This window comes from Streptomyces sp. NPDC030840 (genome assembly GCF_055572015.1).
In genome coordinates this window covers 109,702-129,018 of the sequence record NZ_JBVIEE010000016.1, presented here as the reverse complement: position 1 = coordinate 129,018, position 19,317 = coordinate 109,702, and the positions used below count along the sequence as shown (strand labels likewise).

15 protein-coding genes and 1 pseudogene are annotated in these 19,317 nt (G+C 72.7%); 10 read left to right on the top strand and 6 right to left on the bottom strand.

Annotated elements, in window-relative coordinates; all coding sequences use genetic code 11:
• The first annotated feature begins 28 nt into the window (after positions 1 to 28).
• Complete coding sequence (locus ACZ49J_RS29970) at positions 29 to 1,726, top strand: PucR family transcriptional regulator (protein ID WP_467453357.1); 1,698 nt, start codon at positions 29 to 31, stop codon at positions 1,724 to 1,726.
• Positions 1,727 to 1,732: 6 nt separating this feature from the next.
• Here the strand turns inward: ACZ49J_RS29970 and ACZ49J_RS29965 are convergent, their stop codons facing one another.
• Entirely contained in the window at positions 1,733 to 2,422 is a 690-nt protein-coding gene (locus ACZ49J_RS29965; RefSeq protein ID WP_467453358.1) for a M24 family metallopeptidase, read from the bottom strand.
• A 220-nt stretch (positions 2,423 to 2,642) separates the two neighbouring features.
• Here ACZ49J_RS29965 and modA point away from each other — a divergent pair, with 220 nt between their 5' ends.
• From modA to ACZ49J_RS29950, 3 genes are read left to right on the top strand one after another with little or no spacing between them, the layout of a single operon-like run.
• The gene (gene modA, locus ACZ49J_RS29960) at positions 2,643 to 3,461 is read left to right on the top strand and encodes a molybdate ABC transporter substrate-binding protein (protein ID WP_467453359.1); all 819 of its coding nucleotides are present in this window, start codon (positions 2,643 to 2,645) and stop codon (positions 3,459 to 3,461) included.
• Positions 3,458 to 4,348: a molybdate ABC transporter permease subunit gene (gene modB / locus ACZ49J_RS29955; RefSeq protein ID WP_467453360.1), complete on the top strand. Its 891-nt coding sequence runs from the start codon at positions 3,458 to 3,460 to the stop codon at positions 4,346 to 4,348. Before modA ends, modB begins: the two co-directional genes overlap by 4 nt.
• Positions 4,345 to 5,493 carry an ABC transporter ATP-binding protein gene (locus ACZ49J_RS29950; protein WP_467453361.1) on the top strand — a complete coding sequence of 383 codons (1,149 nt, stop codon included), beginning with the start codon at positions 4,345 to 4,347 and terminating at the stop codon, positions 5,491 to 5,493. The genes modB and ACZ49J_RS29950 overlap by 4 nt, the downstream gene beginning before the upstream one ends.
• A 101-nt stretch (positions 5,494 to 5,594) precedes the next feature.
• Here the strand turns inward: ACZ49J_RS29950 and ACZ49J_RS29945 are convergent.
• Positions 5,595 to 6,056 (bottom strand): annotated as a pseudogene (locus ACZ49J_RS29945) (potassium-transporting ATPase subunit C); the annotation flags it as partial.
• A gap of 7 nt (positions 6,057 to 6,063) precedes the next feature.
• A complete protein-coding gene (locus ACZ49J_RS29940; protein ID WP_467453362.1) occupies positions 6,064 to 6,831 on the bottom strand; it encodes an IclR family transcriptional regulator in 768 nt (255 codons plus the stop codon).
• 192 nt (positions 6,832 to 7,023) lie between these two features.
• Between ACZ49J_RS29940 and ACZ49J_RS29935 the strand changes: the two genes are divergently transcribed.
• Positions 7,024 to 7,794 (top strand): SDR family oxidoreductase, encoded by a 771-nt coding sequence (locus ACZ49J_RS29935; RefSeq protein ID WP_467453363.1) that lies wholly within the window; start codon positions 7,024 to 7,026, stop codon positions 7,792 to 7,794.
• Positions 7,795 to 7,821: 27 nt separating this feature from the next.
• Complete coding sequence (locus tag ACZ49J_RS29930) at positions 7,822 to 8,880, top strand: L-idonate 5-dehydrogenase (RefSeq protein ID WP_467453364.1); 1,059 nt, start codon at positions 7,822 to 7,824, stop codon at positions 8,878 to 8,880.
• Between the two features lie 37 nt (positions 8,881 to 8,917).
• On the opposite strand, the gene ACZ49J_RS29925 is transcribed toward ACZ49J_RS29930, so the two are convergent.
• On the bottom strand, positions 8,918 to 9,523 hold the full coding sequence (locus ACZ49J_RS29925) for a GOLPH3/VPS74 family protein (protein WP_467453365.1): 606 nt from the start codon (positions 9,521 to 9,523) through the stop codon (positions 8,918 to 8,920).
• A gap of 88 nt (positions 9,524 to 9,611) precedes the next feature.
• Positions 9,612 to 10,925, bottom strand: a complete 1,314-nt coding sequence (locus ACZ49J_RS29920; protein WP_467453366.1) for a metallophosphoesterase — start codon at positions 10,923 to 10,925, stop codon at positions 9,612 to 9,614.
• Between the two features lie 155 nt (positions 10,926 to 11,080).
• On the opposite strand from ACZ49J_RS29920, the gene ACZ49J_RS29915 reads away from it, so the two are divergent.
• Positions 11,081 to 12,250, top strand: a complete 1,170-nt coding sequence (locus ACZ49J_RS29915) for a hypothetical protein (protein ID WP_467453368.1) — start codon at positions 11,081 to 11,083, stop codon at positions 12,248 to 12,250.
• Positions 12,251 to 12,307: 57 nt separating this feature from the next.
• On the opposite strand, the gene ACZ49J_RS29910 is transcribed toward ACZ49J_RS29915, so the two are convergent.
• Positions 12,308 to 14,524, bottom strand: coding sequence for an alpha-L-fucosidase (locus ACZ49J_RS29910; protein ID WP_467453369.1), 2,217 nt, complete (start codon positions 14,522 to 14,524; stop codon positions 12,308 to 12,310).
• Between the two features lie 530 nt (positions 14,525 to 15,054).
• On the opposite strand from ACZ49J_RS29910, the gene ACZ49J_RS29905 reads away from it, so the two are divergent.
• The 3 genes from ACZ49J_RS29905 to ACZ49J_RS29895 all read left to right on the top strand — a co-directional run bounded on the left by ACZ49J_RS29905 (position 15,055) and on the right by ACZ49J_RS29895 (position 19,299).
• Positions 15,055 to 16,161 carry a sugar ABC transporter substrate-binding protein gene (locus ACZ49J_RS29905; RefSeq protein ID WP_467453370.1) on the top strand — a complete coding sequence of 369 codons (1,107 nt, stop codon included), beginning with the start codon at positions 15,055 to 15,057 and terminating at the stop codon, positions 16,159 to 16,161.
• 95 nt (positions 16,162 to 16,256) lie between these two features.
• A complete protein-coding gene (locus ACZ49J_RS29900; RefSeq protein ID WP_467453371.1) occupies positions 16,257 to 18,260 on the top strand; it encodes an AfsR/SARP family transcriptional regulator in 2,004 nt (667 codons plus the stop codon).
• A 118-nt stretch (positions 18,261 to 18,378) separates the two neighbouring features.
• On the top strand, positions 18,379 to 19,299 hold the full coding sequence (locus ACZ49J_RS29895; protein WP_467453372.1) for a helix-turn-helix domain-containing protein: 921 nt from the start codon (positions 18,379 to 18,381) through the stop codon (positions 19,297 to 19,299).
• Positions 19,300 to 19,317: the final 18 nt, after the last annotated feature.

The window sequence follows — 19,317 nt, the reverse complement described above, 5'->3', positions numbered from 1 at the left end:
TCGAACGCCGGACCCCGATGGAGGCACTGTGAGCGATGACCAGCACACGGCTCCGGGGCCTGCCACCGACGGCCCCGGCGCCTCCGCGCAGAGCCCGGACACGGCCACAGCAGGCCGCCCGCTCACGGTAGCCGACGTCCTTGCCCTCCCTGTGCTGGCCGCGGGCCGGCCCCTGGTCGTCACCGGCGGGTCCCAGCTCGACCGGCCCGTCCGGTGGGTCCACATCACCGAGCTGACCGACCCCGCCTCCTTCCTCAAGGGCGGCGAGCTCGTCCTGACCACCGGCGTGCCCCTGCCGGAGGAGCCGGCCGGCGTACGGCGCTACGTCGACGAGCTCGCCGACATCGGCGCGGCGGCCCTGGTCATCGAACTGGTCCGCCGCTACCACCGCCCGCCCGACGCCCTGGTCCACGCCTGCCGGTCCCGCGGCCTCCCCCTGGTCACCCTGGCCAGGGACGTCAACTTCCTGGAGGTCACCCAGGTCGTGCACGCCCTCATCCTCGGCAACCAGGCCGAGGTGATGCGGCGTACCCAGCGCGTCCACGAGGCGTTCACCGCGCTCACCCTGCGCGGGGCCGGACCCGAGGACGTCCTGCGTGCCGCCGCCGAGATGAGCGGCCACACCGTCGTACTGGAGAACCTGGTCCACCAGGCACTCATCTGCGCGCCCTCCGGCGACACGGTCGAGGCCGCTCTCACGGGCTGGGATCAGCGGTCCCGGGCGACACGGCCCGCCCCCGGCCACCCCGCTGTCTCCGGCCCCGAGGGCTGGCTCGTGGCACCCGTGGAGTACCAGGGGGAACGCTGGGGCCGGGTGGTCATGCTCCCGGCCGCGCCGGGCCCGGCCGATCCCCCGGCCTCCGTTCCCTTCAGTCCCGAGGACGTCACGGTCCTGGAGAGAACCGCGATGGCCCTCACCATCGCCCGCCTCACCCACCCCACGCCCTGGGAACGCACCGCGCACCGCGGCCTCCTGCGCGACCTCGTCGAACAGCGCCACCGCTCGCCCGCGGACACCGACGCCCGGGTCGCGGCGCTGGGCCTGCCCACGAAGAACTCCCGCTTCGTCGCCGTGCTCGCGGACGTCCCTCATGAGGACGACACGCCCAAGGCCGAGGCACTGCTCGGGGAGGAGCTCCGGAAGAAGGGAACACAGGGCCTCGTCGGCGTCGTGGGCCCCACCCGCCTCGGCATCCTCCTGTGCCTGCGCCCGGACCAGCCGTGGCGTCCCGCCGCCGAACACCTGAGCCGCACCGCGCTCGACCTGGTGCCGGGGACCACGGTGAGTGCGGGCAGCGAGACGACCGGCCTCTCCGGCGTCGCCCGCTCCTTCCGCGAGGCGACCCGCGTCGCCGAAGCCACCGAGCCCGGCCGCCCGCTGCCGCCGGGGCGCTCGTACCACGAACGGTCCGACATCGGCCTGCGCCGGCTCCTCTTCGCGCTCCGCGACGACGTCCGGATCCAGGACTACGCCGAACGCCGGCTCGGCCCGCTCGCCGACCACGACGCCCGCCACGGAACCGACCTGCTGACCACCTTGCGCCACTACCTGGACGGGGCGGGCAACAAGACGGCGGCCGCCCGCTCGGGCGGCCTGTCCCGCGAGACCGTCTACCAGCGTCTGCGCACCATCGAGCGGATACTCGGCTGCGACCTGGAGTCCGGAGAACAGCGCACCGAACTCCATGTGGCACTGACAGCGCTCGACGTCCTGCGGGTGCGCTGAATTCGATCAGAGGGTGAGCAGCTCCTCGTGGAAGCCGCCGAAGCCACGCTCACGGTCGACGAGATGGACCTCCAGGATCCAGTGGCAGCGGCGCCCCGCCTTGTCGGTGCGGCGCAGTGGTGTGTCGTTGGCGGGGGTGATGTACGACTCGACGTCGGCGCCGTCGATCCACTCGTGGGGGAACTCGCCGACCAGGTGCCCCGCGTGCCAGCCGCCGAACTCCCACCCGGCCTCGTCGGCCAGCCGCTCGACCTCGGCGTAGAGCCGCTTGCCGGTGATGCCGGGGTCGGCCTCGAAGAACCGCTTGCCGGCGGCGAAGACCTCGGACAGGTCGTCGCGCAGCCGGTGTTTGACCGGGTCGTCACCGAGCACGAAGGTCCGGCCGAAGTCGGCCTCGTACTCCTCGAAGATCGGCCCGAAGTCGGCGAACACGATGTCGTCCGCGCCGATCACCCGGTCCGGCGGATTCTCCCTGTACGGCAGGAGGGTGTTCGGCCCGGAGCGCACGATCCGCTTGTGCCAGTGGCGGGTGGTGCCGAACAGTTCGTTCGCGAGGTCCCGGACGAGGTCGCTGACCGCCCGCTCCCCCGCGCCCGGCGTCACGAGCCCCCGCTCCTCGATCTCGGCGAAGAGCCGCACGGCCTTGGCCTGGGCATCCAGCAGACGCGCGGCGCGCGTCGGTTCGTCGTCCGCCATGGTGCCGAACGTAACCACGCGCATCGCCGGCGGCAACGGCATTTGTTCGCCCTGGGCCGCACATGCCATGCGAACAGATTCAGCACCCTGCTCCTGCGATGGCGCAGAAGGCTTCCCCCTCGCGTTTGCGGCACTATCATCGGCGCAGTGGACACCAGGTCGGGAGACCGTGGCCGGGTCCGTCGAGGACCAGTCGAGGACCAGAGGGAGTGGACCCGTGATGACCCGTTCCGTGCGCCGGAGCCGTCGGACGCCGCTGGTGGCCGGCGCGGGTGCCGCCGCTCTGCTGGCTCTGAGCGCCTGTTCCTCCTCCGACGACTCCTCCTCCGGCGACAAGACGTCGGGCTCCGGTTCGGACAAGCTGTCCGGTGAGGTGACGGTCTTCGCCGCCGCCTCGCTGAAGGAGACCTTCACGACGCTGGGCGAGGAGTTCGAGAAGGCACACCCGGGCACGAAGGTCACCTTCAGCTTCGGCGGAAGCGACGCCCTCGCCGCCGGCATCACGGGTGGCGCGCCCGCCGACGTGTTCGCCTCCGCGAGCCCGAAGACCATGAAGACCGTCACGGACGCGGGAGACGCCTCCGGCACGCCCGCCACCTTCGTGCGCAACCAGCTGGAGATCGCCACCGCGCCGGGGAACCCGGACAGGATCTCCTCGCTCAGGGACCTCAACGACCCGGATCTGAAGGTCGTGCTGTGCGACAGGGCGGTGCCCTGCGGTGCCGCCGCCCAGCAGGCCCTCGACGCGAGCAGGCTGAAGCTCACCCCTGTCTCCTACGAGGAGGACGTCAAGGCGGCCCTGAACAAGGTGGTGCTGAAGGAGGCCGACGCGGCGATCGTCTACAGGACCGATGTGCGGGCGGCGGGTGGCAAGGTGGAGGGCGTGGAGTTCCCCGAGTCGGCCGACGCCGTCAACGACTACCCGATCACCCTGCTCAGGGGCTCGAAGAACGCCGGGGCCGCCAAGGCGTTCATCGCGCTCGTGCGGTCCGCCGAGGGGCAGAGGGTCCTCACCGAAGCCGGGTTCCTCAAGCCGTGACCTCCCCGTCCCCGCCCCCGCCGTTGGCCAAGGCCGGCCTCGCGGACACCCTGACCGGCGGTCCGCGGCGGCGCCGTGCCCGCGGGTCCCCCGAGGGCCGCCGCCTCCGCCCGGGCGTCCCACTGCCCCTCCTCCTGCCCGCGCTGATCGGCCTGGCGTTCCTCGTCGTCCCGCTCGTCGCCCTGCTGGTACGGGCCCCGTGGCGGAGCATGCCCGACCTGCTGACCAGCGCCGAGGTGTGGCAGGCGCTGCGGCTGTCCCTCGTCTGCGCGACGGCGGCGACCGCGGTGAGTCTGGTGCTCGGGGTGCCACTGGCCTGGCTGCTGGCCCGGGTCGAGTTCCCGGGGCGTGGCCTTGTCCGGGCCCTGGTCACCCTGCCGCTGGTGCTGCCGCCGGTGGTCGGCGGTGTGGCCCTGCTGATGGCGCTGGGCCGCAACGGGGTCGTCGGGCAGTGGCTGGATTCCTGGTTCGGGATCACGCTGCCGTTCACCACCACCGGGGTCGTGGTGGCCGAGGCGTTCGTGGCGATGCCGTTCCTCGTCATCAGCGTGGAGGGCACCCTGCGGGCGGCCGATCCCCGCTACGAGGAGGCCGCCACCACCCTGGGCGCCTCCCGTTTCACCGCGTTCCGCCGGGTCACGCTGCCGCTGATCGCGCCCGGTGTCGCGGCCGGTGCCGTCCTGGCGTGGGCCCGGGCGCTCGGCGAGTTCGGCGCGACGATCACGTTCGCCGGCAACTTCCCCGGCCGTACCCAGACCATGCCCCTCGCCGTCTACCTCGCCCTCCAGAGCGACCCGGAGGCGGCGATCGCCCTCAGTCTGGTCCTGCTGGCCGTGTCGATCGCGGTCCTGGCCGGGCTGCGTGATCGCTGGATGACCGCCTCATGACCTCCAGGGGGAAGGCCACGAAGACCACGGGAAGCACGGAGGCCCCGCGGGACGCCGTCCCTGCTCCCTCACCGGCCGGTGAGGGACTTGGTCCCGCCCCGGCCGGTGAAGGGCTTGAGGCCCGGCTGGTGGTCGAGCGCGGCTCCTTCCGCCTCGACGTGGCACTGGCCGCGGCACCGGGTGACGTCGTCGCCCTCCTCGGCCCCAACGGCGCCGGCAAAACCACCGCCCTGCGCGCGCTCGCCGGTCTCGTCCCGCTCAGTGGCGGTCATCTGCGCCTCGACGGCGCGGAGTTGGCCCGTACCCCACCGGAGTCCCGCCCGGTCGGCGTCGTCTTCCAGGACTACCTGCTCTTCCCCCACCTGACCGCCCTGGACAACGTGGCCTTCGGGCCGCGCTGCCACGGCGCCACCAGGGCGGAGGCCCGCGCCCGGGCCGCCGAGTGGCTGGAGCGCATGGACCTCGCCGCCCACGCCGGCGCCAAACCCCGCCGCCTGTCGGGTGGCCAGGCCCAGCGCGTCGCCCTGGCCCGCGCCCTGGCCACCCATCCGCGCCTGCTGCTCCTCGACGAGCCGCTCGCCGCCCTCGACGCCCGCACGCGCCTCGACGTGCGGGCCCAGCTCCGCCGCCATCTGGCCGACTTCGAGGCCGTCGCCGTCCTGGTCACGCACGACCCGCTGGACGCCATGGTCCTGGCCGACCGCCTCGTCGTCATCGAGGACGGCCACGTCGTCCAGGAGGGGGCGCCCTCCGACATCGCCCGCCACCCTCGCACCGACTACATCGCCCACCTGGTCGGCCTCAACCTGTACCGGGGCGCCGCCGAAGGGCACACGGTCCGGGTCGACGGCGGACCCGGGATCACGACGACGGAGGACCTCACGGGCCCGGCCTTCGTCGCCTTCCCGCCCAGCGCGGTCACCCTCCACCGCGACCGGCCCTCCGGCTCCAGCGCCCGCAACCTGTGGCGCTGCGAGGTGGCCGGCATGGAGACCCACGGCGACCAGATCCGCGCCGCGCTGACCGGCGAACTCGCCCTCGTCGCGGACCTGACGACGGTCGCCGCCGCCGAACTCGGTCTCCATCCCGGGGCCACGGTCTGGGCCACGGTCAAGGCGGCCCAGACGCACGCGTACCCCGCCTGAAGGGAAGCCGGGGGCGTGCCCGCAGGGTGGGCGCGAGGGCCGTACGAGCCGGCTGGCTCCCCGGCCCCCGCTCCCGTCCGGGCCGCGTCAGGCCCGCACCGCTTCGCCAGGAGGTCCTTGAGCGCGATGTTGAGTTCGAGGACGTTCACCCGGGGCTCACCCAGGAAGCCGAGGGTGCGGCCTTCGGTGTGCTCGTCCGCCAGCTTCTGGACCTGCCCGGCGAACAGGCCGTTCCTCTCGGCGACCCGGTGGACCTGGATGTCGGCGTAGGCCGGGGAGATGTCCGGGTCCAGGCCGGAGGCGGAGGACGTCACCGCGTCAGCCGGGACGTCGGACGCCTCGACCGTGCAGCCGGGCACCGAGTTGTCCCTGATGACCGCGGCCTTGGCGTCCTTGACCTGCTGGACGAGGTCCTTGTTGTCGGCGGCGAGGTTGGTGGCGCCGGACAGCAGCAGCTTGTACCGGGTGTTGACGCTGTTGCTGCCGAGTCCGCCTGCGGGGCGGCCCTGGAACCACCTCAGGTCCGGGTCCGGGGTCTGCTGCCCCTGCTTGGGCGGCAGGTTGTCCGGGTCAGCGCGCGGGCAGCCTGACGCCCAGCTCGGAGGCCGCCGCCTGGAGCAGCGGCACCATGGCGACCAGATCGTCCATGCTGCGGCGGAAGGCGGGCGCGGCGGTGGACAGGGCGGCGAAGACGGTGCCGTCGGGCCGCAGGATCGGCACCGCCACCGCGCGCAGGCCGGCGTGGTGCTCCTCGTCGGCGGTGGCGTAGCCGCGTTCGGCGGCGCGGGCGACCTCGGCGCGCAGGACCTCGCGGTCGGTGATGCTGTGGGGTCCGTGCGGGGTGAGCTCGACGCGGTCCAGGAGGTCGGCCCGCACGTCGTCGGCCGCGAAGGCCAGCAGGACCTTGCCCATCGAGGTGCAGTGCAGCGGGCCGTGACGGCCCGGCTCGCTGCGGACTCCGACCGGCAGGGGGCCGTCCACGTAGTGCACGTAGAGGTGCCGCGCGCCGTCGAGCACCGACATGAGGGTGGCTTCCTCGGTCTGCCGCGTCACGCGCTGCATCACGGGGAGGGCGGTACCGGCGAATCCGTAGGCCTGCCCCGCCTGCTGGCCGAGCTGGAACAGCCTGAGGCCCGGGCGGTAGCGCTTGTCGCCGGCCTCGAACTCCACCAGGCCCTCCCGGCAGAGGGAGTTCACCAGCCGGTGCGCGGTGCTGACGGGGACGCCGCTCTCGCGGGCCAGTACCGACAGCGTGATGCCGTGCGGATGCTCGCCGACCAGGACGAGCAGCCGGATCGCCCTGCCGAGGACGTCGGTCGGCACTTCGCTGGTACTCACGGCGGCAAATTACCACTGAACGGATTCCCACTGAACGGAAAGGATTCTCGCTCAGTGGTTGACAGTGCCCGCCGCCGCTGCCGACGATGTTTTCCGTTCAGCAGACAGATTTCCCACTGAGTGGAAAAGAACGGGGGGTGGCGATGCCGCGGTGTGTGCTCCCACCGCCCTGCCCACGCCTGGAAGGCCCTCATGAGCCACCCTCTTTTCGACGTCACCGGCAAGGTCGCCCTCGTCACCGGATCCAGCCGCGGCATCGGCCGGGCACTGGCCAAGGGCCTGCTCGAAGCCGGTTGCACGGTCGTCCTCAACGGCCGTGACGGCGTCGCGCTGGAGGAAGCCCGCGAGGAGCTGGCCGGGACGTTCGGCGACGCCGTCCTCGCGGAGGCGTTCGACGTCACCGACTCCACCGCGGTCGCCGAGGCCGTCACCCGCGTCGAGGACCGGGCCGGGCCCATCGACATCCTGGTGAACAACACCGGCGCCCAACGGCGAGCCCCCTTCCTCGACTTCACCGACGAGGACTGGCACGGTCTGCTCGACACCAACCTCACCAGCGCCTTCCTCGTCGGCCGCGAGGTCGCCCGGCGCATGGCGCCCCGGGGCCACGGCAAGATCATCAACATCTGCTCACTGCAGAGCGAGGCGGTACGTCCCGGTATCGCGCCCTACTCGGCGACCAAGGGCGGCCTGAAGATGCTCACCAAGGGCATGTGCGCCGACCTGGGCCCGCACGGCATCCAGGTCAACGGCATCGGCCCCGGCTACTTCGACACCGAGCTGACGTCCGCGCTGGTGGCGGACGAGGAGTTCAGCGCCTGGGTGCGGAAGCGGACGCCCGCCGGCCGCTGGGGCGACGTCGAGGACCTCGTCGGCGCCCTGCTCTTCCTCGCCTCGCCGGCCTCCGACTTCGTGAGCGGGCAGGTGTTGTACGTCGACGGCGGCATGCTCTCCGTCCTGTGACGCCCCGAGACTCACAAGGAGCCTGTTGTGCAAGCGTGTGTTGTCCACGGAGCCGGCGATCTGCGGGTCGACGAGCGGCCGCCCGTGCACCCCGGACCGGGCGAGATCGCCGTCGCCGTCGCGCTCGGCGGGATCTGCGGGTCCGACCTGCACTACTACCACCACGGGCGGGTGGGTGACTTCGCGCTGCGCGAGCCCATGGTGCTCGGCCACGAGGTGGTCGGCCACGTCGCCGCCCTCGGGCCCGGCACCGACGTCGCCGCCCTCGGGCCCGGCACCGACGCCCCGCGCGGACCGGCCGTCGGCACCGCCGTGGCCGTCCATCCCGCCACGCCCTGCGGCACCTGCCACGAGTGCGCCGGCGGCCGGCGCAACATCTGCGCCCGCACCCGCTACCTCGGCAGCGCCGCCCACACCCCGCACGTCCAGGGCGGGTTCGCCCAGCTCATCAGCGTGCCCGCCGAGCAGGTCCGTCCGCTGCCGCCCGGCCTGGGCCTGCGCCGCGCCGTCCTCGCCGAACCGCTGTCGGTGGCGCTGCACGCCGTACGCCGGGCCGGCGACGTGAGCGGCAAGCGGGTCCTCGTCACCGGCGCGGGTCCGATCGGCTGCCTCGTGGTGGCGGCGCTGCGGCACGGCGGCGCCGCCGAGATCGTCGTCAGCGACCTCTTCGACGAGCCGCTGCGGCTCGCCACCGAGGTGGGCGCCACGGCGACGGCACGCGCGGACCGGCCCGGTGATCCGGGCTGGTCCGGTGACTTCGACGTCGCCGTCGAGGCGTCCGGGGCCCCCGCGGGCCTGCGCACCTGCGTCGAACGGGTACGCCGCGGCGGCACCGTCGTCCTGCTGGGCCTGCTGCCGCCCGGCGAGGTGGGCCTGCTGGGCAATGTCACCGTCACCCGCGAACTCGACCTGCGCGGGGCCTTCCGTTTCGACACGGAGTTCGACGACGCGCTGTCCCTCCTGGCCCAGGGCCTGCACGTGGAGCCCGTCGTCACCCACACCTTCCCACTGGGCCGGTCGGCCGCCGCGTTCGCCCTGGCCCAGGACCGCACGGTCGCCTCCAAGGTCCTGCTGGACCTGTCCTAGGCGTGTCCTGGGCGGTACTCCGGAGCCTGAACGCGGTTCACAGCCCCCGCCACACGTTGTCGAAGGCCGCCTTCTCGATGCTCCGGCGTTGCCGTACCGCCTCCAGTTCCAGCAACGCGTCGTTGACGGCGGCCAGTACGGTCACCAGCGCGTCGTCGACGAGATCCGCCAGATCCTCCGCCGGCTCCGGGCCGGCCCCCACGGCGGCCGTGAGGACGGCGAGGACGGGGTCGCCCGAGGAGCGGCGCTCGGCCGCGTGCCGGCGGGCGGGTGAGTCGGCCAGTGCCGTGGGGCCGGCCGGGACGGGAAGCCAGCGGTTGCGTCGCCTGGTGACCTCTCCGCGCGTCTCCAGGTCGGCGAGGTAGGTCGCGTACAGGCCCCGGCCCCGGCGCCACAGCCAGTCCTCGACGGACTCGTACGGCGGCTCCCGGACGAGGGACGACGAGGCCGCGTCCAGCAGCCGGTCGTCCATGGCGGGCGGGAGGCCGGGCACGATGCGGTCGCCGTCCAGGGTGAGGGCCTCCGCGATGATGAGGTCGCAGAGTTCGGCGCCCGCGAGCGCCAGCGAGAGGTCGCCCTGCTCGACCGGCCGGTCCGGTGCGACCTCCATCGTGGTGATCAGCAGGTCCCGCGGTGTGGTCATGACGGCTCCAGGTCACAGAGGTGGTCTCGGAGGTGGGGAGGGGGTCCGACCGGCTGTGCCGGTCCTTCTCCATCGAACACCTGGGACGTCACGCGGACGACCGCAGGACGAGCAGGCTGATCTCGCTCGGCGCGAAGATCCTGAATGGCGGTCCCCAGTAGCCCGTACCGCGGCTGGTGTAGAGCTGGGTCCGGTCGCCGTGGCGGCTGAGGCCCTGCACCACGGGCTGGTCGAGGCGCACCAGGTAGTGGAACGGCCAGATCTGCCCGCCGTGGGTGTGGCCCGACACCTGGAGGTCGACGCCGGCGGCCACGGCCTGGGCCACCTGCTTGGGCTGGTGGGCGACCAGGAGAACCGGCAGACCGGGGTCCGCGCCCGCGAGTGCGTCGGGCAGGTCGGGGCGGTGTCCTGCCAGGCCGGAGGAGGCGGCGGTGCGGTCGTCGACGCCCGCGAGGACGAGCCGGTCGCCGCCGCGTCCGACGACGAGGTGGCGGTTGTGCAGCGACTCCCAGCCGAGCCCGCTCATGTGGTCGAGCCAGCCCTGCGCCTCGCCGAGGTACTCGTGGTTGCCGGTGACGTAGACCCGCGCCAGGTTCGGCCGGATCGTCCCGAGGGGCGCGGCCTGCGCCCGGCGCTTGGCGATCGTGCCGTCGGCGATGTCGCCCGCGTGGCAGACGATGTCGGGGTTCAGGGCGTTCACGGCGTCCGCGACCCGTGCCGACCAGCGGGACCGGTCGATGGGACCGTAGTGGGTGTCGGCCAGGACGACCACACGGGTCCCGTCCAGCCCCGGGCCCAGACGGGGGAGCGCTACCTCGACCCGCCGGATCCGGGGAACCCTCATGGCCTCGGCGCAACCCCACGCCAGGAGCAGCACGGCGACCGCCGCCACAGCGACGGCGACACCCCTGGCCGGGCCCCGGCCGTCGGCCCCGAAGGCGGCCAGGGCGAGCCGCAGCACACCACCGAGGGCCGACCAGGCGAACAGCACCCAGACCACGCCGAGGAGGGTGTCGCCGGTGCGGGCCGCCCAGTCCAGCTGCCGGTGGCCGTGACCGAGGACCATCAGCACCGGGAACGCGAGCAGCGCGGCCCCGAACAGGGCACTTCCGATCAGCACGACCGGGGACGGCCAGTGGGTGCCGGACGCCAGCAGCAGCCACCACGGCAGACCGAACAGCGACACCAGCGCGGTGACGGCCACGAGGCCACCGGCCCACCGGCGCCGGGCCGCGGAGCGCTCCCGCGCGGCGGGGCCCGCGGGCGCGGCCTCGGGCCCGGACTCGGGCCCGGACTCGGGCCCGGACTCGGGCCCGGACTCGGGCCCGGACTCGGGCGCGGGCCCGAACTCAGGCTCGGCGGGACTGTGTTCCGCGGACTTCGTCGACTGATCGTCCAGCACGGCCGGTGCTCCCCATCCGCTCGCGACACCACACGTTGACTCGCTCCATCCTCGCACCGTGCCCTCCGGGCCCGTCAGATGGTTTCGCTCCGGGCGTCCTGTCGTGGCCGGTGCCGGTTGTACGCTCGGCAGCCGTGGGTGGGAGGGGGCGGACGGTGGAGGGCGTGCTCGTGTGGCGGGCCGGTGACGGGCCGCTGGTGCGGTGGCTGGAGCGGGTGCTGGACCTGCTCGCCGGTCCGCAGCCCGACGGCTACGCGGTCCGCGGCGAAGTCCACTGGCCCGATCAGCCCTACGGTCGTGAGATCCACCGGGGTCTCGATGTTCCCGGCCTGGCGGCGGCGCTCGCCGCCGAGGGCGTCGACGCCCTGTGCGCACTGACTCACTACGGTCCCACGCCCGGCACGGGCAGGGTGTGGATCGAGCCCCTGGTGTGGCAGGAGCGCGATCGACAGGACAGTCCGGTCCGGGTCGCCGAGGCCGTGCCCCTGGGTCCGTCCGCCGGGCGGGTCCGGCTGTCGGCGGAGGTCCGCTCCCTCGCCGATCTGGGCGCCTGGCTGGGGCAGTTGTCCCCGCTGCTGCCGAGCGCCCTGCCCGACCCCGGGTGGCCGGGCGTTGCGCTGGGCGTGCCGCTGTCGGCTGTGTTCGTCCATCGGCGTGACGAGGTCCTGGTGTGCGTCCATCCCCTGGAGTCGGGGCGCCGACTGGGCGGCAACGCCACCCGGCAGGTACTGCTGCGCTCCGACGTCACACGGCTGCCCGGCCACGCGCGTCTGCTCGGGGAGCGCGCCGTGGTGCAGACGTGGCGTGTGGAGACCATCGCCGACCTGGCTTCCTGGCTGGACCGGCTCGCCGGGGCGTGGCGGGCCGTGCCGCTGCCGAAGCCCGGCAGGCGGGCGGGGGCGACGCCGATGCCGCCCATGAGCCGTGCCCAGGTGTGGTCCGTCGAGCACGGAGCGCCGACGCTCATGGTGCGCCGGAACGGGATGAGCGAGGCGATCGTGCGGGGCCCGGCGGCCGAACTCGCCCGGTGGGCCGCCCCGTTGCTGGAACCCGCCGTGCACGAGGCCGTTCCGGCCGGTGAGCGTCGCCGTCTGGCCCGCTGGCTGCGGCGGATCGAGGACGCCGTGTTCCAGGGACCGGCCGCGTGGACCGTGACCGGCCTCGACGGGCCCCTGGACTCGGCGGACCTGGCGGCCTGGCTGCACGCGCACTCCCCCGGCGGACGGATAGGGGTGGGGGAGATCGCCGACGGCACCGCGGCCCTCTTCGGCGCGCGCGCCTCCCGGGGAGCCCTGACCGTCACCGGCGGCCGCGCCACCGCGTAGGGGGAGCCGGACGGGAGCGCGTCGCGGGCCTGCCGGGCGCCCCGGCAGGCCCGTCGGTCACAGGGCGGTGAACGTCCACAGCAGGTTGGTGCTGTTGCCCCAGGTCCACTGCTTGACGGCGGAGCCCGCGGAGACGTCGCCCCCACCGTCCAGGGCGAGGCCGGTGGTGCGGTTGGTGACGGAGTACCGGCCGTCGCCGCGGTGGGTGATGAGCCACTGCTGGTCGGTGCCGCCGTTCCACCGCTGCTGCCCGACCGTCGTGCCGTCGCCGGTGGCGCCCCCGCCGTCGGCGACCATGCCGTTGGTGCGGTTGTGCAGCTTGTAGTAGCCGTTGCCTAGTTCGACCGCGTGCCATTGCAGGTCGGCGTGACCGTTCCAGGTCCCCTGCTTGAGGTCGGAGCCGCCGGGGACGTCGCCGCCGCCGTCCAGGGACAGGCCGTTGGTGACGTTGGTGATCCGGAAGTACGCCGAGGGGTCGAACACGACCTTCAGTGAGCTGATCTTGTGCCGAATCCGCGGGGTGTCGGCCGTGAAGGTCCAGGCGGTGCCGGTGAAGTCGTCGCCGGAGTAGCCGACCGACTGGTAGCCCGGGGCCGGCTTCAGCGAGGAGAGGGTGCCCGGCGGCATCCCGGCGAGGGTCAGCTCCTCGCCGGTGTGGCTGCCGAGGGCGAGCACCGCACTGTCGCCCCGGTAGTGGGCGTCCTCGAAGACCAGGGCTCCGGTGAGAGGCCGCAGCGTGGGAATCCGGCCGGAGAAGCGGAACTTCAGGACGTACGCGGGGGCGTCGAACGGCGCGGTCCGCGGAAGGGCCACCTTCAGACCGGTCGCCTCCTGGGCCGGGGCGGGGAGGTCGATGTACGTGCCGGCCGTCGAGTCCAGCAGCTTCACCGAGGACAGCGAGCGCAGGTCGATCCGGTCGGAGCCGAGCGTCCTGATGGTCAGCGGCCCTCCGGGCCAGCCCAGGACCGTGGCGTACAGGACGGTGCCGGCCTTGTCGCGGGTGAACCGTATGTCCTGCGCGGTGCCGGCTGTGGGTCTGGTGAAGGAGCCACCGCCCATCTTCGTCGGCCCCTCGCCGTACGCGGTCCAGGCCCGGGTGCCGTAGACCGACTCGCCGAACCTCTTCAGGTAGTCGCCGATGCCGAGCAGGAGGTCGCGCTGGCCCTGCGGGATGGTGCCGTCCGCCTTCGGCATGATGTTGAGCAGCACGTTGCCGTTCTTGCTGACGCGGTCGATGAACGAGTGCAGCATCTGCGCGAGCGAGTAGTAGCCGATGCCCTCGGTGTAGCACCAGCTGGAGTTGGAGATGCTGTCGTCGGTCAGCCAGTAGGGCGCGGTGAGGTCGGCCGGGCCGCCCCGCTCGTAGTCGAAGACCGCGCCGTGGCTGTTGAACCCGTCCTTGTAGGTGGCGACGACTTCCTTGCCCCACTTGTCGGCCTGGTTGAAGTAGTACGCCAGGAAGTTCAGCCGCTGCGTCTCGTCGACGTGGTCCAGCCGCCAGTCCTGCCACAGGATGTCCGGCCGGGCCCGGTCGACGACTTCCTTGAGCTTGTCGTACCAGAGCTGGTTCTCCTGCTCCGGGCTCAGCTGTCCGTAGAGCTTCTTCAGGCTCGGGTCGGACTGCCCCGGCGCGTACTCGAAGTAGCCGGTGTAGTTGTACGCGTGGTGCATCGCCACCAGGAGCTTCAGCTTCCGGGCGCGGATGGCGTCGGTGAACAGCCGCAGCAGGTCCAGGTGTGGGCCCTTGTTCACGGAGTTCCACTCGTTGACCTGGCTGTCCCACATGGAGTAGCCGTCGTGGTGCTCGGCGACCGGCCCGGCGAACCTGGCGCCGGCGTCGACGAACAGCTGGGCCCACTCGTCGGGATCGAAGCCGCCGCCGGCCGACTTGAGCTTCGGCGCGAACTCCTTGTGGTTCCCGGCCAGGTCCTCCGCCCCGTCGATGAAGTTGTGGTACGGCCAGTCGGCCGGGCTGCCGTAGGTGGCGGTGTGGTGCTTGTTGGCCTTGCTGTCGGGGACGTACATGTTGCGCGGGTACCACTCGCTGTCGTACGCGGGCACGCTGAAGACGCCCCAGTGGAAGTAGATGCCGAACTTGGCGTCCCGGAACCACTCGGGAGCCGCGGGGTGTTGGTTCACCGAATCCCAGGTGGGTGTGTAGGTGCGCGGAGCTGCCAGGGCACGGCCGGAGGCCCCTGCGTCGGTGGCCGCCGCGGCCGCCGCGACGGCCGTGGCACCGGCCAGTAACCTGCGCCTGCTGATCGATTGCGACACTGCGGATACCTCCGGCAACGCGGTACTCAGGGGGCTTGAGTGCCTGGTGTTACGGACGAAGGTCGGGCATGGGACGCGTCACTGTCAACGGGGGCGCAGGGATGAATGACCCCGGCAGGACTGCGAAGTTGAGCTGTTCGCCCGTGAAGTCCCCTTTTTTCTTGGGGAGACATCACATGTATCGCGGTGATGAGTCACAAACGGCTCCGCTGCGGCGCCCGTTGGCCGCATGCGCGTTCCCCGTACGACGGTCCGCCGGGCCCGTGCCCGGGCGACTGCCCGTCATCTCTTCGCATCCAGGGGGGACTTGCGCCGACGCAGCTCTCGGTGGCGTACGCCGACCCCTTCGCGTGAGCAACTGGGGACCTTCCTCGCGGCGCCGCGGGCACCTGTGGACACCCCCTTCACCAGCGCTGCTTGACGCTTCGTACCCTGGCCGCGTTGGCTGTGCAGTCACCTGGTTGCCATGCTGCCGCTCTCCCCCCTGGAAGGCACCTGATGTGAACGCTCATTCCCCCCGCAGAAGCGCTGTGCGTCGTTTCGCCATGGCCCTGGCCGCGTCGAACGCGGCTCTCCTCCTCGCCGCGTGCGGGGTCATGGACGAGGTCGGCGCCAGCAGTGACGCCGCGACCCCGAAGAAGGGCAACGACATCACAGTGGGTCTCCTCCTGCCCGACAAGGACACGTCCCGCTTCGAGAAGTTCGACTATCCCCTCATCAAACAGCGGGTCGCCGACCTGACCGAGAACAAGGGCAAGGTCATCTACCGCAACGCCGAGGCGAGCATGGCCAAGCAGAGCAAGCAGTTCGCGGAGATGATCGACGCCAAGGTCGACGTCATCCTCGTGGACGCCCTGGACGCCAAGGCCGTGGCCCCGGACATCCAGAAGGCCAAGGACGCGGGCATACCCGTCATCGCGTACGACCGGCTCGCCCAGGGCCCGATCGACGCGTACATCTCGCACGACAACGAACTCGTCGGCCAGGTGCAGGGCCGTGCCATCGTCCAGGCGCTCGGCAGCAAGGCCGCGACCAGCAAGGTCGTCATGATCAACGGCTCGCTCACCGACCCGAACACGGCGCTGGTCAAGGAGGGCGCGGACAGCGAGCTGCAGGACAGCGTGGTCGTCGCCAAGTCCTACTACACCAAGGACTGGTCGCCCGCGGTCGCGAAGGCGAACACGGAGAAGGCGATCAAGGCCATCGGGCTGAACAACATCGCCGCCGTCTACACCGCCAGCGACGGCCTGGCGGGCGCCGCCATCGAGGCGCTGAAGGAGGCCGGCGTCAGCAAGGTCCCGCCGGTGACCGGGCAGGACGCGAACCTGGACGCGGTGCAGCGGGTCGTCTCGGGCGAGCAGTACATGACCGTGTACAAGTCGTTCCTGCTGGAGGCGAACAACGCCGCGGAGATGGCCGTGGCCAAGGTGCAGGGGCGGTCCATCGAGTTCGACGCGCTGACCCGCGACAAGGTGGACAGTCCGACGCAGGACAACATTCCGTCGATGCTGGTGCCGGTGGTCGCCGTCACCAAGGACAACATCAAGGAGACGGTGCTCCGCGACGACGTCTACACGGTCGACGACATCTGTACGCCGGCGTACGAGGCCGACTGCGAGGCGATCGGCCTCAAGTAAGGGCCCGGACAGGGCGGGCGGGGTGCGCCGGGCTGGGGCGACCGGAGGTGGGGGCGCCCTCGTGCGCGGTGGCAGGGCGGAGGGCGACGACGCTGATGCGGTTCGAGGTACTGGGCCCCCTGCGGGTGTGCCGTGGGGAGAGCGAGCTCGATCTCGGCTTCCCCCAGCAGCGCGCCCTGCTGGCTCTGCTGCTGGTGCGGGCGGGCCGGTCCGTTCCGGTGGGCGAGATCGTGGACGTGCTCTGGGCCGAGCGGCCGCCCGCCAGCGCGATGAACGTGATACGCCGGTACGCCGGTTCACTGCGGCGCCTGCTCGAACCCGGTCTGCCACCGCGGGCCCCCGGCCGCCGGCTGCTCCGCCGCGCCGGGGGCTACCTGCTGGACGTGGACGAGGACGAGGCCGACCTGCCGCGGTTCCGCGCCCTCACCCGGCGCGGCAAGCGAGCCGCGGCGACCGGACGGCCCGAGGTGGCGCTGCGGCACTTCACCGGGGCCCTGGGCGAATGGCGCGGCCCGGTGGCGACGGGCATCCCCGCACTCGTACGGGAACACGCCGTGTTCGCCGCGGTGGAGCAGGAGTTCGTACGGACGACCGTGATGGCGGCCGACGCGGCGCTGCTGTGCGGCGGGACGGAGCGGGTGCTGCCGCGGCTCCGCCAGGCCGTGGCGCTGGACCCCATGAACGAGTCGCTGCACGCCAGGCTGGTCCTGGCGCTGGCCGCGGCCGGGCTGCAGGCGGAGGCGCTGGCCGCGTACGAGGACGTACGGCGGTCACTGGCCGAGGAGTTGGGGGTCCCGCCCGGCGCGGAGCTGTCCACGGCCCACACCCGGGTACTCCGGCAGGAACTGCGGCCGGCCGGGACGGCGGGCGGCCGCTGGAGGGACGTCGCATGGCTGGAGACTGCCCGGCAGGACGCGACGGGGCCCGTCGTACCACGGCCGGCCGGGTCGGCCGTCGGCCGCTGGAGTGACGCCGTACGGCCGGAGGCGGCCCGGCAGGACGTTCCGGAGCCCGTCGTACGACCCGCCCGGTTGCCGCCCGATCTGGGGGTGTTCACCGGCAGGCGGACCGAACTCGCCGGTCTTCTGGCGATCGCCGAGGCCGTGACGGACGGTCCCGCCGGGCCCGCAGCGACGGTTCTGATCAGCGGGATGGCCGGCGTCGGGAAGACCACGCTCGCGGTCCACTGGGCGCACCAGGCCGCCCCCCGCTTCCCGGACGGTCAGCTCTCCGTGGGACTGCGGGGTTCCGATCCCTCCCGGGCGCCCCGGGAACCGGCGGAGGCGCTGCGCGGGATGCTCACCACGCTCGGGGTGCCGGCCCGTCGGCTGCCGGATGGTCTGGACGCACTCTCCGGCCTGTACCGGAGCGTGGTGTCCGGCCGGCGGCTCCTGGTCCTGCTCGACGACGCCGTCGGCACCGAGCAGGTCCGGCCGCTGCTCCCGGCCTCTCCGGGCTGTCTGACCGTGGTCACCAGTCGTCACGGCCTGCCGGGCCTGATCGCGTCGGGGGCCCGCTCCCTGCGACTGGACCTGCCGTCCGGCGCGGACGCGCGGGCCGTGCTGGAACTGCGCGTCGGCCGGGGGCGCCTGGCGGCCGAACCCAAGGCGGCCGACGAGATCATCACGCGCTGCGGCCGGCTCCCGCTGGCCCTCGCCAACGTGGCCGCCCGCGCCACCGGCTCCGGCTCCCCCCTGGCGGTCATCGCCGCCGAGCTGCGCGACTCCGGTGACCGTCTCGACGCCTTCGCCGGGCCGGACGGCGCCACCGACGCCCGTACCGCGTTCGCCTGTTCCTACCGGCTCCTGCCGCCCGGGAGCGCCCGGCTGTTCCGGTTCCTGTCCCTGCACCCCGGCCCTGACCTCGGGGCGGCCGCGGCCGCCGCGCTCACCGGACTGTCCGTACGCAGGGCGCGGATCGTCCTCGACGAACTCGCCGACGCCCACCTCGTCACCGAACACGCTCCGGGCCGCTACGCCCTGCACGACCTGTTACGCGTGTACGCCGCCGAACTCGCGGAGGAGCACGACTCTCCGGCGGAGCGGGAGGCCGCGCGGCGGCGCCTGCACGAGCGGCTCGCGGGCGCCGGGAACACCTAGGAACACAGGCCCTTCACCGCGGTCACTCCGTCGTCACTTCTTTTGCACATCCACGTTCCTACGCTCCGAGGGAAGTGGAAGACGGTTCTGCTCTGTTGGCCTCGGAGGCGACGAACGGATGACGCACGACACGGGCACGCTCGCGGCCGAGTACGACGGGACGGTGTGCCGGACGCCCATGGGACTGGACGTCCTCATCACCCACGGGGCGTCCGCGCGCTTACCCGGGAAGTGGCCCTCGGCTCGGGCCGATCGCCTGGTCGCGCGGGGCGGCGGAGAGTACCTCTTCGTGGGCATACGGGGAGGCATGCCCGGCGCCTCCGGAACGCACCAGGCCCGGGAGGTGCTCCTCGACCCGGGGGACCTCTGCTTCTACGCCGCCGACCACCCACCGGTACTGGACGTCCCCGGGGCCGCACGGCTGAAGGTCTTCCTGGTGCAGCGCGAGGCGCTGGGGCTCCAGGAGCGTGACGTGCACAGGGTCATGGCGGCTCCGGTCGGCCGGTCGTCCCGGCTGGGCGCCCTGCTGTCGCCGTTCCTGTCCGAGCTCGCCGACACGGTCACCTCTTCCCAGCCGTCGGTCGGCGAGATGCTCGCGTGGAACGCCGTGAACCTCCTGGCCACGCTGGCCACGGACCAGTTGGGCAGGGACGGCGCGGGCACGCCGGCATCCGGGGGCGGCGCTTGCTCGCCGATGGTGGCGCGGATCATGAAGTTCATCGACCTGCATCTGGCGGACCCGGACCTGTCACCCGAGAGGATCGCCGGGGCCCATCACATCTCGGTGCGGTATCTGCACAAGCTGTTCCAGGACGAGGGGACGACGGTCGGCCGCTGGATCCAGCGCCGCCGTCTGGAGGAGTGCCGGCGCGACCTGATGCACCGGGTCCGCGGCCGGCAGACCATCGCCGCGGTCGCGGCCCGCTGGGGTTTCCTGAGCGCCACCCACTTCAGCCGGGTGTTCCGGGCCGCGTACGGCATGTCGCCCAGCGAGTGGCGGGACACGGCGGGCCGGGGCGCACGGTCCCGCCTCCGGTAGGCCCCGCGGGTGCAGGGC